Below are 13,491 nucleotides of genomic sequence, written 5' to 3' on the forward strand. Positions count from 1 at the left end.
CGCTCCTCGCGATGGCCGCAAGGAAGCGGGCTTGGTCGCGATCGGGAGGGCGGATCCTGGGCGGCCTTACTTGCGCACGATCGTCAGGGCGCCGCCGTCGTAGGTCGCCTCCGCATCATAGCCGTTGGCGTCCGTCACCGGCTTGCCCTCGCGGACCCAGCGCACGCGGATGGCGCGGCGGGTCGGCATGCCGTTCCAGCCCTTGCCCTCGCGCGCGCCCAGCGTCACGGCGCCGGTACGATCGTCGTAGCGGATCGGGATGCGGCTGAACGCACCCTGCTTGTACGCGGTGCTGGCGCCGTCGTCCTCATAGAGGGAGAACTGCCCGTCGGCACCGGTGTAGACCGCAAGGGTCAGCGGAGCGCCGCGATCTTGGTCGGTGTATTGCATCACCGGCCCCATCGGCACGATCGCGCCCGCGCGGACGAACAGCGGCATGCGCTCGGCCGGCGCTGCGACCGTGGCGGTCTGGCCGCCGGGATAGGTCCGGCCGTTCGAGAAGTCGTACCAGGTGCCGGTTCCGGGGAAATACACCTGCCGGCTGCGCGCCTTGTACTCGACCACCGGCGCGACCAGGAACGCGTCGCCGAACAGGTATTCATCGGTCAGCTCCCGCGCCGTCTTGTCCTGCGGGAAATCGGCGGCGAGCGCGCGCATGATGCTGCCGTCCTTCATGTAGGTGTCGGCACCGATCGTGTAGATGTACGGCATCAGGCGGTAGCGCAGCTCGTCGTACCACACCATTGACTGGCGCATGGGTGATCCTTCGGGGCTGATCTCGTAGACCTCGCGGTACGGGAACTCGCCGTGGCTGCGGAACAGCGGGCTGAACGCGCCGAACTGGAACCAGCGCAGGTTGAGCTCGCGCCACTCGTCCAGGTCCGCCGCCTTGGGCGTCTTGGTCGAGTAGCGGTCCTCCAGCGCGAAGCCGCCGATGTCGTGCGTCCAGTTCGGGATGCCCGACATGGACGCGTTCACGCCGGCCGAGATCTGCGCCTTGAGGTCGAACCAGCGGCTGGCGATATCGCCCGACCAGATCGCCGAGCTGTAGCGCTGCAAACCGCCGAAACCCGAACGGGTGAGCAGGAATGGGCGAACGTCGGGCTTGAACGAGGTCCAGCCGTCGTAGAACGCCTTTGCGTTCATGAGCGGGAAGCTGTTGAAATACTGCTCGGCCGGCCCGATCGCGGTCGGCCCCATCGTCCTGATGCGTTCCTCGATCGAGAGGTTGGAGTGCATGTCGGGCTCGCTGGCATCCGCCCACCAGGCGTCGGTGCCGAGCTTCGCCAGCCGTTCCTCGACCTGCTTCCAGAAGATGCGGCGACCCTGCGGCGAATAGGGATCGTAGAAGGTGCTGGCGTAGCCCGGGCCGACCCAGTCCTTGTTCCCCATCTCCAGGTTGCCCTTGTACACCGCGCCGGCGGCCTCGAGCTCCTTGTACGTATCGGTGGTCGGATAGAATTTCGGCCAGACCGAGATCATGAAGCGCGCGTTTGCCGCGTGCACCGTCTCGATCATCTTCTTGGGATCCCGGAAGCGCGTCGCATCGAAGCGGTGGCTGCCCCAATCGTCGTCGCGCCAATAGCGCCAGTCGAGCACGATGGTATCGAGCGGGATCTTGAGCTCGCGATACTTCGCGACGACGCCAGTCACCTCGTCCTGCGTGTCGTAGCGCTGGCGGGATTGCCAGAAGCCGTACGCCCATTTGGGCATCATCTCGGACTTGCCGGTCAGCTGGCGATACCCGGCGATCGCGCCGTCGATGCTGCCGCCGGGGACAAACCAATAGTTCTTGGCCTGACCCACTTCGCTGGTGAACCAGATCGAATTGCGGTCCTCGGCCGGAAGCGGATCGCTGTGCAGCAGCGCCATGTAGCCGGCGTTCGGCTCCCATTCGATGCGGACGTTGGCGGCCCTGCCGGCGGTCATCGGAACGTCGAAGTTGGCGTACCAGGGGCTCCAGTTCTGCCGCCAGCGGTTCAGCACTTCCTTGCCGTCGACAAAGACCTTGAAATAGCTCGATCCATAGAGCTGGAAGCGATGCACGCCGGTGCTGGTCGGCATCACGTCGCCGGTCCAGATGACCGTCTGCTTCTGCACCGCATTGCCGGCGGTGTTCTGGCCGCCGGTCGCCGCCTCCGTCCTGGCCTTGGCCGCCTCCGGCCAGTTCGCCTGATCCTTGATGTACTGGTAGTTGATCGACGCTTCCTGGCGGGTGACCACCGGCTTGCCATCCAGGAAATACTCGGCCTTCCAACCAGGCTTACCGCCGGAGGTGACCTTCAGTTCCTCGCCCACCAGCTTGTAGGGCTTGGGATTGCCGAAGCGGGTGATCGAGTTGTTGTCCCACAAGAGGCCGTAGCCCCTGGTGGAAACCAGGAACGGCACGCCGATGTCCATGTTGTGCTGGGCGAGTTCGACGTCCTCGCCCAGATTGTCCATGGTCGCATTCTGATGCTGGCCGAGCCCGTAGACAGCCTCGTCGGTGCCGCGGTTGAACTGCTGCGAGACGGTGACGAACGGCCTGCCGTCGATGGTGACGCGGGCGAAGGTGGTGGCGCCCGCCTCGTTCAACAGCAGCTTGCCGGCCGCGTCGAGGAAGCGGATCTCGCCGCTCGCCAGGGCAATCTGTGCCGTCGACTTCGCGGCCGCAAGGGTGACGTAGCCGCCCTGCTCCTCGATGGTAAACTTGCCCGGCGCGGGCGGGTCGGGCGCCATCAGGCTGGGGGCGAGCCGACCGCTTGCCATGTCGCGCGGCACGGCAACGACGTGGATGATCCCGTCGCCATGCACCGTCACCTCGACGCGGGAGGAGGGCCCCGACGCAGGCGTCACCGCAACCCCGCCGGCGATCTTCTGGAACGTGCCACTCTGCGCCAGCGCAGGAGATGCAATCGCGCTTCCGACGAGAAGCGCCGAGACGAAAACCCTGTGCATGATCATACCCCCGTGCATCCCCTCCAGCTGCGCGTCAGCGCGCGCGGCCCGTCGTGATCCTCAACACCTGTGGCCGATCGATCAGGTTGATCCCGTAATCGGTCTGGTCGCCGTTCCACACCCGCTTCATCACCCATTTGCCGTCGGAGAACGTGCCCTCCTCGATGCGCAGGATCATGGCGCCCGGTGTCTCCGGCTCGAAACGGACGCGAACATGATCGCCTACGAGCAGGAATTCGTTCTCGAACATGTGCGCGACGGCGAGCCCACCGATCGGCTGCGACGCCCATGGTGGAGGCTCGGCCTTCAGCCAAGTCCAGTCCTTGGTGCCGAATTGCCATTCGCCCCAGGTGCCGGTGATCTTCCAGCCGCCCAATACGGTGGAGACGGCGGCGCCGTCGTCGGGCTTGGCCGCGCCCCAGGTCGAACGGGAGGCGGCGATCCGGGCCCAGTCGCGCAGGATCGAAGCGACCGCCTTGTACGGCAAGGCGAAGGCGTCGAGTGTATCCCTGTCGAGCCGGTCGGAGCCGAGCGGGTAGTTGAAGTATCCGGTGTCGTCCATGCCGAACGGCGCGAAGCCGATCCCGCCGCGGCCGATGGTCGGGTAGAAGAAGCGCGCGAATTCCCTGCCGTTGCCGATCTCCGGCACCATCAGCGGATTGTCGGGGCGCGCATATTTGTCGAGATACTGGACAACGTTCTCGCTCTTGCGATCGTAGATGTCGGGCGCCTGGAAATCGATCGCTGGAGCGGCCGTCTTCCAGATGTCGAGCACGTCCTGCTGCGGCCCGCCGCTGGCCACGCCCTCCGGATCAGGGACGTTCGACGGGCCGGCGAGCGCGGCGTTCACGTACATGGGCAGCGGCTTCACCTTCTTGCCGGCAACCGCCATCGCGTTGACGTAGGAGGCGACATACCAGGTGTTGAAGGCGCGATCGGCCTGGGCGCCGAACGCCTGCGCCCAGGTCCCGGACTTGCCCAGCTTGCGGGCGAGCGGCTGCGGGATCGCTTCCGCAAACAGGCGGTTACCGGTGGCGCTGAAGTCGCGCGGATTGCGGTAGCTGCCCGTCTCGTTCTGTGGCTGCACCAGGATCACGGTGTTCTGGGGGTCGTGATCCCGCAGATATTCCATGACCTTCACGAAGGCACGGGTGTCGGCGGCGAGCGTCTGTTCGCCGTGGGCGCTGAGCACATCATGATCCTTGCCGTCGCGCGTCTTCATGCGCGGAAAGCGGCCGGGGTTCAGCTTCACCCAATCGGGCGTGTAGGCGTAGCTCGTGTTCTTCCACGTGCCAAACCACAACAGGATCACGCGCTTGTCATGCGCGCGCGCCTGATCGAGCAGCACCTGGAGGAACGAGAAGTCGAACTTGCCCTCGGTGGGCTCGACCTGTTGCCAGGCGATCGGCATCTCGAGCGTGTTGGCATGGATGCGGTCGAGCGTAGGCCAGACCTGATCGAGCATCGCGGGGTAGTTGCTCGAATTATTCGCCTGCGCGGCGAGCATCAGATAGGGCGCGCCATCGACGATGAAGGCGTGGCGACCGTTGCGCGTCTCCAGCCGCGGCAGTTCGGTGGCGGGGCCGGTTTGCGCGGCTGCGGTGATGGCCGTGGTGGTGGCGGTGGCGAGCGCGATCAGCGCCGTGCCCAGTTTGAAAGCGTTCACTCCCCTCCCCCCTCTTGCGGATCGCCGTACACGATCCCCGCCGATCCGTCGCCACATGGACGCGGGCGGATTTTCGCGGGTCGCCGCTGACAGGCGCAGGCCGCACTATGCGCATCATCTTCGATCCGCCGCCAGCCCGCTCCGGCGTCAGGCGAGCGAAACACCCCCTTGTCTCGCCAACCTCGCCGCTGGGGTAGAGCCCCGGCAACCAAGCGCCCGCCGCCGCCGTGGGGCCGGACAGGGCAGCCGGATGGGGCGCGCTACCGCTGACGTTCGCGCGCCCTGATCGAGGCGATTGCGCGTATTCACGGGAACGCCTCGCCGCCCGTGGCGCTTTGATGGAACCACCTTCAGCTTTCCGAGGATCTGCATGCCCCATTTCGCTCCCCCCGGCCCGCTCGGCTTCGGCGGCGCGCCGCTCGGCAACATGTTCGACGTCGTGGACGAGGCGACAGCCGAGGCGGCACTGATGGCCGCCTGGGATAGCGGTGTCCGCTATTTCGACACGGCGCCCCATTACGGCAGCGGACTTTCCGAGCACCGGTTCGGCGCGGTCCTTCGCCGCTACCCGCGCGAGCAGTTCGTGCTTTCGACCAAGGTGGGGCGGCGGCTGCGTCCAGACGCAAGCCGCCCCGAGAACCCGCCGTTCAAGGACGGCCTGCCGTTCCGGGTCGAACTCGACTATTCCTATGATGGGGTCATGCGATCGATCGAGGACAGCTACCAGCGGCTGGGCCTCGCACAGATCGACATCGCCTTCGTGCACGACCTCGCTGCCGACCACTTGGGAGATGCGTGGGAGGAGCAGTTCGAGATCGCCCGCACGGGCGCGTTCCGGGCGCTCGATGAACTGCGCGATCAACGCGTGATCAAGGGCTGGGGCCTGGGGGTGAACCGTACCGAACCGTGCGTGCGCACCATCGAGCAGGCCGATCCCGACGTGTTCCTGCTCGCCGGCCGCTACAGCCTGCTCAACCAGCCGGCGCTCGATCGACTCTTTCCGCTCTGCGCCGAACGCGGCGTGCATGTGGTGGTGGGCGGCCCCTACAACAGCGGCCTGCTCGCCGGCGGGCGGAACTTCGAATATCAGGAAGCACCGGCCGACATGATCGCGAAGCGGGATCGGATCGCCGCCATCTGCGAACGGCACGGTGCCGACATCCGCTCCGCCGCGCTGCAGTTCTGCGCCGCGCATCCGGTCGTCGCCGCGATCATTCCAGGAGCCAAGCGGCCGGACAAGGTGCGCGAGAATGCGCGGCTGATGGCCGCGACCGTGCCCGCGGCGGTCTGGGAGGCGTTGCGAGAGGAAGCGCTGATCCCCACCGATGCTCCGGTGCCGGCTGCGACCAGCTAAGCGGGTCGCGGCGCCCCGCCTGGGGCGCCGCGGTCCGGCTATTGCTGCCCGGACGCGAGCAGTTCGAACTCGACGGGGTCGTGGGCGCAGAAGATGCGGACCTCGTCCCCGTGATCCAGGGACAGGCGGCGCAGGCGCTGCTGGTTGTGAAGGCGCGCGGCGCGATCTACCTCCATCATCCGCTGGTAGCCGCGCAGTGCCGGCGTGCAGGAATAGCGCTCCGACCCGATCTCGCCCCGGTAGAAATAGGCGTCGGCCGCGTGGAGCAGCCAGCGGCCGCCGTCCTCGCGGATCGCCACCCCGGTGTGCCCCCAAGTGTGGCCGGCGAGCGGCACGAGCAGGATCTCCGGCGGCAGACCCTGGAGATCCCGCACGGCATCGAAGCCGAACCAGCGCTCGCCGCCGCCTAGCGGATAGAGGCGCCAGTCCTGCATTTCGTCCCATTGCTGCGGACGATAGCGGCGGGTACCCACAAAGGCGCCCCCTGCCCGCTCATCCGCGACCTCCTTCTCGCGCGCCGTCACATGGACGGCAGCGTTGGGGAAGTCCTCGAGCCCGCCGGCATGATCGAAGTCGAGGTGGGTGACGATGATGTGACGGACGTCGGCGGGATCGAACCCCAGCCGGCGCACCTGGGCCAAGGCCGTCTCCTCGCGACGCAGCTGGATGTTGTTGAGCGTCAGGAAGAACGGCGACAGGCGCCGCAGCGGATGCGCGACGTCTCGTGTCCCGAAGCCGGTGTCGACGAGGACCAGACCCGAGTCCGTCTCGATTAGCAGGCAGTGGCAGACGAGATGGCCGAAAGGGCTGTCGCTCTTGCCGTCGAAGAGCCGCCCTCCGACTGGGCAGCAGGTACCGCAATTGAGGTGATGGATGCGCATGGGTTCAGTTCACCTCGGTTGGAGTGCGTAGACGTTCGGCGGTCCGCTCGCGAAGCGCTGCCTCATCCTTGCGGCTGCGGAACCAGACAGCCCCGACCAGCGCTGCCAGCGCGCCAACCACGAGGACCCCGGAGGATGCGGGAACCGGTGAGCCCTTGCGGGCCGAAGACGCGAGCGCAGCGGCGCTCGGGATTTCCTGGGGCATGGCCATCAGATCTTTGGGCTCCTCTAGTGGACAGCCGTTGGTGGCGCGGCGCCGGTTGCCGAGTACTTCATAGGCACCCAGCCGCGCGCGCATGATGCTGCCGAGCGGCCGATGCGCGGCCAGGCTGTGGGACGGACAAAACAGCAGTTGCTCGTCGACAAAGGCGCGTCGCACCGCGTTCCAGGCGGGCTGCGGCGGCAGCACGAGACGGGCGACCGAACGATAGGGGCTTTCCTCCTGCGGCCAGTCGACGCTGGCGTCCTCCACCGGCATCCGCTCCAGATCGGTGCACAGCTGCACGCGGACGTCGAACTCTGCCGCATGTTCGGTGAACCAGACCACCATCGCCGTCCGAAGCGCGTCGGGATCGTGGAAGTCGATGCCCTTTGCCCGCACGGCCGCAAGCGTTTCGCTGTCGGGGAAGAAGCCTAGCTTGGCGACATGGTCGCCGTACCGCAGAGCGCATTGGCTGAAATAGGCTTCGGCGAGCGGGTGCAGCCGCGGATGGCCGTAAAAGTCGAGGTTTGCGCTGTTGAGCCCGACCGCATTCAGCGCGCGGTTCGTGACGCGGGCTGCAGTGGACACGGCGGCCTTGACCGCCTGCGGCAACGCAGTCGCGGTCTCGGTGGCGCTGATGGCGGCGAGAAAGGCGCGGGCGCTGGGCGCGTTGAAGACGGTGCCGGTGTCGAGCACGAAATCCTGCGTGTCGGCATCATGTCCGGCCAGCTTCTCGCCCTCCACCCCCAGGACCTTGATCGCCAAGCCCCGTGGTGTGGAGACGCGACGATCGTCCAGAAGTTCGCCGGGCACCTGCGCCATGCGTACCACCACGGAATAGCGCCCCGGCTTCGCGAACAGACCCTGCGCGAGCTCCGGGGGCAGATCGTCCCGGACATGCAGCTCGCCGCGCAACAGCGCATGCGATTTCGCGTGGGAGACACGGACGTAGCGGCCGTAGCGGCGGCAGGTCACCTCCCCGCCCTTCCCCATCGCCGCGATGATCGCGTCGATCGTCTCTCCCTCGTCTGGCGGGATCGCTTCGACTTCGGGCGCGTAGCGGACATAGGCCATGGTGCTCAGCACCCGGGCGCAGCAAGGGGGAAGCGATTGGCGAGGGGTTCGCGCGGAGGTTGCCGGACGTCCTGCATGCTTGCCATTCTCTTCCCTCTTCCTTGAGGTCGAGGCGGCACCCTTGCCGGCGCTCGGTTCAGCCTCTCAAGCCCCGAAGGCAAGGCGCTGTTCCCGCCGCGCGCCAAAAAACCGATTCGACGACGGTCGGGAGTAACGTGGATCAGTCCGCCGGCTCGGATGCGGGCCGAACGGTGCCTTCAATGCCGCCCCTCTTTGTCTCGCGCCTCGTCGCGCCGGGCGCGGGCGCGGCGGAGCCGCCGTCGCAATCGCGCGTCGCGCAGCAGCGACGCGGGCAGGTCGGTTGCTGCCCGCAACCCGGCGACGCTGGAGATGTTGCGGATGCCGCGCCGGGTCTCCGACAGCAGTTGGTTCACCATCTCGCGCCGTTCGATCTCGCCATGTTCCGCCACCAGCGAGAGCCGATGGATGGCGTAGAGGCCCAGCAGACCCGCGATCAGGAAGTAAAAGTCCCAATTGGTGAGGACGAGCGGCAGGCTGAGCGTCCCGCTGGGGCCGCTCCAGCGGAGCAGCAGTTCGAGTTCCCGCCGCGCGAAGAAGTCCGCGAGAAGACCGCCGAGGATGGGCGCGAGGCCGGCCGCGACTGCGGTCACCATCGCATTTGCTGCGACATAGGCGGTGGCGCTCCCCTTGGGCGACAGCTTGAGGGCGATGTTGGTCGAGGTGAGCGTCACGCCGGCGATGGCGGCGCCCATCAGCATGTGCAGCGCCAACAGCCACGCGGCGACCAGCGTGCGGTTCTCGAACTGCGACGCGCCGATCATGGCGACGATGGCGAAGATATAGGCGGGGGCGCACACCGCCATCACCGACTTGTTGGCAAAGCGATCGCTGAGCACGCCCCAGGATCGCAGCGCCAGCAGGTTCGCTACCTGGCTCACCACGCTCAGCACCATGACGAAGCTGACTTCGAAGCGGAGCTGGCGAACGATGAAGACGGTGAAGAAGGGCGTGGCGAGGTTGATCGCGAACTGCCAGCTGGCGACGAAGCCCAGCAGCCGGGCGAAGTTGCGGTCGCGGAAGGGCTGCGTGAGCAGGCGCTTGAGTTGGACCGGTCCGTCGGTGGCGGGCATCTCAGGCTCCGGCATGGCCGCGACCACGCGTGCGCTGATCAGCCCGGTCACGCACCCGATCGCGAACATCCCGGCGAACACCAGGTCGCGCGACAGCGATCCGGCGGGCGTGAGATGCAGCGCGAGCGCCGCAGCGAGGCCGAGAACCAGGCTGATCGCCGTAAGCCAGGCCGTGCGCTTCGCGAACACCCGCCCGAGCCGGTCCTCCGGCGCGAGGTCGCGGAGCCAGGCGTTCCAGGCGCAGGTCCCGATCGCACCCAGCCCGCATACGACCAGTTGCGCCGCGAGGAACAACAGCAGCGGCACCGTTCCGCTGAAGAAGGCGGTGACCGCCATCACCGCCAGCATCGCGCGGCCGACCAGGCTCGTGACGACCGCGATCCGCTTGCGCGTGCGCAGGCGCTCCACCAGCAGGATGGCGGGAAGCTGCAGGAGTTGCGCGAGGAAGGGCGCACTCGCGAGCACGCCCACCATCGTGTTGGAAGCACCCAGGTGCAGCGCGAAGGCGGTGAGGATGACCCCGGTGGTAAGCGCGGCGGTACCGCCGGACAAGGCCGCTTCGCGCACCAGCAGGCGGAGGCCGTGCTCGCGCTCGGCGTCGCTGACGTGCGCTTGGGGGAAAAGCGTTACCATCTGGTCTCCCGGACATTCCTGCGCCGCCCGAACGCCTGATCCCGCCGGCCGATCCCCTTGCCCACGGAACGCTCCGGGGCCTTCGTTCGTCCCCTTCCCCGAACGGAAATCAACAGGAGCAGGCGAATGGCGATCTTCAACAAGGACATGGTGGATCTCGCGACCAAGAACAGCTTCTGGCAGAAGGAGGTCTATCGGGACCGCAAGGTGCAGATCGTGCTGATGAGCATTCCCGCCGGGGAGGAGATCGGAACCGAGACCCATCCCGCCGACCAGACGACCTTCATCGTCTCCGGCGAGGCGCAGGTCGTTGTCGACGGCCATTCGACCAAGGCGGGCAAGAACCACATGGTGGTGGTGCCCAAGGGATCGGAGCACAACATCATCAACAAGGGGTCCGGCGACCTGAAGCTCTTCTCGGTCTATGCGCCGCCGGCCGAGCCCGAAGGTGCCGCCTTCAAGACCAAGGAAGAGGCCGAAGAGGCCGAGAAGGGGCTGCTCGCGAAGGCGGCCGAGAAGGTCAAGGAGGCGGTCGGCCGATGAGCCGCGCGCCCCTTCGCGTCGTCATCACCGGTGCGTCGAGCGGCATCGGCGCTGCGACCGCGGTCGCCTTCGCCCGTCAGGGCGCTCGACTGGTGCTCGGCGCGCGGGGCACGGCCGGGCTGGACGACATCGCCTTGCGCTGCCGCGGTGCAGGTGGGACGGCCGATGCCGTTCCCGTAGACGTGACCGATCCGCGCGCAGTCGCGGACTTCGCGGCGGACGCGCGGGCGCGGCTGGGCGGCATCGACCTATGGTTCAGTTGCGTGGGCGTGGGCGTGCTCGGCAAATACCAGGACGTCCCGCTCGCCGACCATCAACGCGTGATCGAGGCGAACCTGCTCAGCCACATGAACGAGGCGCATGCGGTCCTTCCGATCTTCCTGGCGCAGGATCGGGGCACCTGGGTCAACATGATCTCGATCGGCGGCTTCTTCGCGACGTCGTTCGCCGCCGCTTATTCCGCGAGCAAGTTCGGGCTGCGCGGCTTCAGCCAGGCGCTTCGCGGCGAGCTTTCGAAGAACCCGCGCATCCACATCTGCGACGTGTATCCGACCTTCGTCGACACGCCCGCAATCGGTCACGCGGGGAACTATACGGGCGCGCGGCTCTCGATGCCGCCCGGATCGCTGGCGCCGGAGACCGTCGCGAAGGCCGTTGTGCGGCTCGCGCGGCATCCCCGCAACACGACGGTGCTCGGCGCGCCCGCACTTGCCCTGAAGCTCGGACAGTTCGCGGTGCCGAACCTGAGCGCGGCGATGATGAACGGCTTCATGGAGCGCTGGTCGCGCGAGGCCGAGCGGGGCGAGGACGGCAGCGGCACGCTCTTCGATCCGCCCAGCGAGCCCAGCGGGATCGAGGGCGGTCAGCGTCGCCCCGAGCAGCGCCGTGCCGCAGCGGCCGCGGCCGGAGCGACGGCACTCGGCGCGGCAGCCCTCGGTGCATGGCTCTGGCGGCGACGGCGGTAAATCGACGCCGGCTTACGCGGGTGCATTGCAGCGTCCCTGCAATGCACCCTATCCAGCCGTGATGCATTCACTCCTCTCCCGCCGCAGCTTCGTCGGCTCAGCCCTCACCGTTCCGGCCCTGGCCTCAAGCGCGCTCCTGCGCGCCGCGGAGCCGGATCTGTCGGAACTCCGTGACCTCACCACGGGCGCAAAGCCGATCGATGCGGCCGAACGGCTGGCACGGATCGGGCGCGCCCAGGCACTGATGCGCCGCCACGACATCGCCGCGGTGGTCATCGAACCGGGAGCGTCGCTCACCTACTTCACCGGGGTCCAGTGGGGCCGGAGCGAGCGCGTCACCGCCGCCGTCCTTCCGCGCGAAGGCGAGGCGCTGGTGGTCACGCCCTTCTTCGAGGAGCCCTCCGTCCGCGAGACCCTCGACGTCGCGGCGGAGGTGCGCGTGTGGCAGGAGGATGAAAGTCCACTGGCACTGATCGCTGGCTGGCTGAAGGAGCGCGGCCTGGCCAAGGGGCGGCTGGGGATCGAGGAGACCGCCCGCTTCTTCGTGGCAGACGGGCTCGGTTCGCGGTTGCCGGGCATGCGGCCGGTATCGGCCGACCCGGTCGTCCGCGGCCTCCGCATGATCAAGTCGCCAGCCGAAATCGCACTGATGCAGCTGGCGACCGACGTCACCCTTGCCGCCTATCGCTGGACGTGGGCGCGGGTCGAAGCGGGCATGACCGGCCGTGACGTATCCGCGCTGATGAGCGCCGCAACCCGCAAGCTCGGCGGCGAGCCGGAGTTCTCGATGGCGCTTGTGGGCGAGGCCTCCGCCTATCCGCACGGCAGCCGACAGGTGCACCGGATCGCGCCGGGCGAAGTGCTGCTGATGGACTGCGGCTGCGCGGTGCATGGCTATGAGTCCGACGTGTCGCGTACCTTTTCCTACCGGAGCGTGCGCCCGGAAGTTCGCCGGGTATGGGAGACCGTCGCCAAAGGGCAGCAGGTGGCGCTGGAAGCAGCCCGCATCGGCGTCGCTGCGGGCACCATCGACGACGCGGTGCGCGCCTTCTACGAGGCGCAGGGCTATGGCCCGCGCTACCGCCTGCCGGGCCTCTCCCACCGCACCGGCCACGGCATCGGCATGGATGGACACGAACCGGTCAACCTTGTGCACGGAGAAACCACGCCGCTGGCCTCCGGCATGTGCTTCTCCAACGAGCCGGGCCTCTACCTGCCAGGCAAGTTCGGCGTCCGGCTGGAGGATTGCTTCTACATGACTCCGACGGGGCCGCGCTGGTTCAGCAAGCCACCCGCATCCATCGACAGCCCGCTCTGATCGTTCCGGAAAGACGCTGCGGATCGAAAACCGGGGCTTCGGGTTCGTGATCGGGAGGAAGGGCTACAGCGTATGACCATCAGCACCGAATGGCAGCAGATCGCGATCTATGCGGTGCTTGCCGCACTGGCGCTTGCGCTTGTCCAGCGCATTCCGTTCATCGGGCCGATCGTGCGCTTCGCTTTCTCGATCGGGTTGCTCGCGCTGTGCCTGTTCATCCTGTTCCAGCAAGCTCCCTACGAACCTTCGCTCGCGCGCATCGCCGAGCGCCTCGGCGTCAACAGCCAGGAAGTGTCGGGCGGAGAGGTTCGCATCCGGATGTCGCCGGACGGGCATTTCTGGGCACGCGCGACCATCAACGGGGTGGAGCGCCGCATGCTGGTCGACAGCGGTGCGACGATCACGGCGATCTCCGAGGACACGGCACGGGCGGCCTCCGTGGGTTCCGGGACCAGCCTGGTTCCGGTGGTGCTTCAGACGGCGAACGGCCTGGCCCAGGCGCGTACCGGATCGGTGAAGCGGCTCGAGCTGGGATCGATCACGGCGCGCGATCTCAAGGTCGCGATCTCGCCGGCGCTCGGCGACATGAACGTGCTGGGGATGAACTTCCTCTCCGACCTGGCGTCGTGGCGGGTGGAGGGACGAACGCTGATCCTGGTCCCGAAAGCCAGGGCAGAGCCCGCGCGCCGACGCTGAGCCGGGAGCCACGACGGCGAGGGGTGGCACCGCGCGGCATGGTTCGGGCCCGCGCATCCCCTGCCCCGGGA

10 protein-coding genes are annotated in these 13,491 nt (G+C 67.6%); 5 read left to right on the top strand and 5 right to left on the bottom strand.

Annotated elements, in window-relative coordinates; translation table 11 throughout:
• Positions 1-66: 66 nt before the first annotated feature.
• Positions 67-2,937, bottom strand: a complete 2,871-nt coding sequence (locus EO081_RS07860) for a glycoside hydrolase family 31 protein (RefSeq protein WP_129341284.1) — start codon at positions 2,935-2,937, stop codon at positions 67-69.
• 34 nt (positions 2,938-2,971) lie between these two features.
• Positions 2,972-4,660, bottom strand: a complete 1,689-nt coding sequence (locus EO081_RS07865) for a DUF5597 domain-containing protein (protein WP_129341285.1) — start codon at positions 4,658-4,660, stop codon at positions 2,972-2,974.
• A 313-nt stretch (positions 4,661-4,973) separates the two neighbouring features.
• Here EO081_RS07865 and EO081_RS07870 point away from each other — a divergent pair, with 313 nt between their 5' ends.
• Entirely contained in the window at positions 4,974-5,957 is a 984-nt protein-coding gene (locus EO081_RS07870; RefSeq protein ID WP_129341286.1) for an aldo/keto reductase, read from the top strand.
• Between the two features lie 38 nt (positions 5,958-5,995).
• Here the strand turns inward: EO081_RS07870 and EO081_RS07875 are convergent, their stop codons facing one another.
• The 3 genes from EO081_RS07875 to EO081_RS07885 form a co-directional block, all read right to left on the bottom strand.
• Entirely contained in the window at positions 5,996-6,838 is an 843-nt protein-coding gene (locus tag EO081_RS07875) for an MBL fold metallo-hydrolase (protein WP_129341287.1), read from the bottom strand.
• A gap of 4 nt (positions 6,839-6,842) precedes the next feature.
• Entirely contained in the window at positions 6,843-8,126 is a 1,284-nt protein-coding gene (locus tag EO081_RS07880) for a catalase family protein (RefSeq protein WP_183947851.1), read from the bottom strand.
• Positions 8,127-8,371: 245 nt separating this feature from the next.
• Positions 8,372-9,898, bottom strand: coding sequence for an MFS transporter (locus tag EO081_RS07885; RefSeq protein ID WP_129341288.1), 1,527 nt, complete (start codon positions 9,896-9,898; stop codon positions 8,372-8,374).
• A gap of 126 nt (positions 9,899-10,024) precedes the next feature.
• On the opposite strand from EO081_RS07885, the gene EO081_RS07890 reads away from it, so the two are divergent.
• The 4 genes from EO081_RS07890 to EO081_RS07905 all read left to right on the top strand — a co-directional run bounded on the left by EO081_RS07890 (position 10,025) and on the right by EO081_RS07905 (position 13,420).
• Positions 10,025-10,441, top strand: a complete 417-nt coding sequence (locus tag EO081_RS07890) for a cupin domain-containing protein (protein ID WP_129341289.1) — start codon at positions 10,025-10,027, stop codon at positions 10,439-10,441.
• The gene (locus EO081_RS07895) at positions 10,438-11,406 is read left to right on the top strand and encodes an SDR family oxidoreductase (RefSeq protein ID WP_129341290.1); all 969 of its coding nucleotides are present in this window, start codon (positions 10,438-10,440) and stop codon (positions 11,404-11,406) included. Before EO081_RS07890 ends, EO081_RS07895 begins: the two co-directional genes overlap by 4 nt.
• 61 nt (positions 11,407-11,467) lie before the next feature.
• Complete coding sequence (locus tag EO081_RS07900) at positions 11,468-12,724, top strand: M24 family metallopeptidase (protein WP_129341493.1); 1,257 nt, start codon at positions 11,468-11,470, stop codon at positions 12,722-12,724.
• A gap of 72 nt (positions 12,725-12,796) precedes the next feature.
• On the top strand, positions 12,797-13,420 hold the full coding sequence (locus EO081_RS07905; RefSeq protein ID WP_129341291.1) for a retropepsin-like aspartic protease family protein: 624 nt from the start codon (positions 12,797-12,799) through the stop codon (positions 13,418-13,420).
• Positions 13,421-13,491 lie beyond the last annotated feature (71 nt).

It is taken from the genome of Sphingomonas desiccabilis, from assembly GCF_004135605.1.
In the GTDB taxonomy this organism is placed as follows: Bacteria; Pseudomonadota; Alphaproteobacteria; order Sphingomonadales; family Sphingomonadaceae; genus Sphingomonas; species Sphingomonas desiccabilis.

Coding starts and splice junctions, on each gene's coding strand:
- EO081_RS07870 (WP_129341286.1), top strand. CDS start 4,974: ATGCCCCATTTCGCTCCCCCCGGCCCGCTCGGCTTCGGCGGCGCGCCG.
- EO081_RS07895 (WP_129341290.1), top strand. CDS start 10,438: ATGAGCCGCGCGCCCCTTCGCGTCGTCATCACCGGTGCGTCGAGCGGC.
- EO081_RS07905 (WP_129341291.1), top strand. CDS start 12,797: ATGACCATCAGCACCGAATGGCAGCAGATCGCGATCTATGCGGTGCTT.
- EO081_RS07885 (WP_129341288.1), bottom strand. CDS start 9,898: ATGGTAACGCTTTTCCCCCAAGCGCACGTCAGCGACGCCGAGCGCGAG.
- EO081_RS07890 (WP_129341289.1), top strand. CDS start 10,025: ATGGCGATCTTCAACAAGGACATGGTGGATCTCGCGACCAAGAACAGC.
- EO081_RS07900 (WP_129341493.1), top strand. CDS start 11,468: ATGCATTCACTCCTCTCCCGCCGCAGCTTCGTCGGCTCAGCCCTCACC.
- EO081_RS07875 (WP_129341287.1), bottom strand. CDS start 6,838: ATGCGCATCCATCACCTCAATTGCGGTACCTGCTGCCCAGTCGGAGGG.
- EO081_RS07860 (WP_129341284.1), bottom strand. CDS start 2,937: ATGCACAGGGTTTTCGTCTCGGCGCTTCTCGTCGGAAGCGCGATTGCA.
- EO081_RS07865 (WP_129341285.1), bottom strand. CDS start 4,660: ATGTGGCGACGGATCGGCGGGGATCGTGTACGGCGATCCGCAAGAGGG.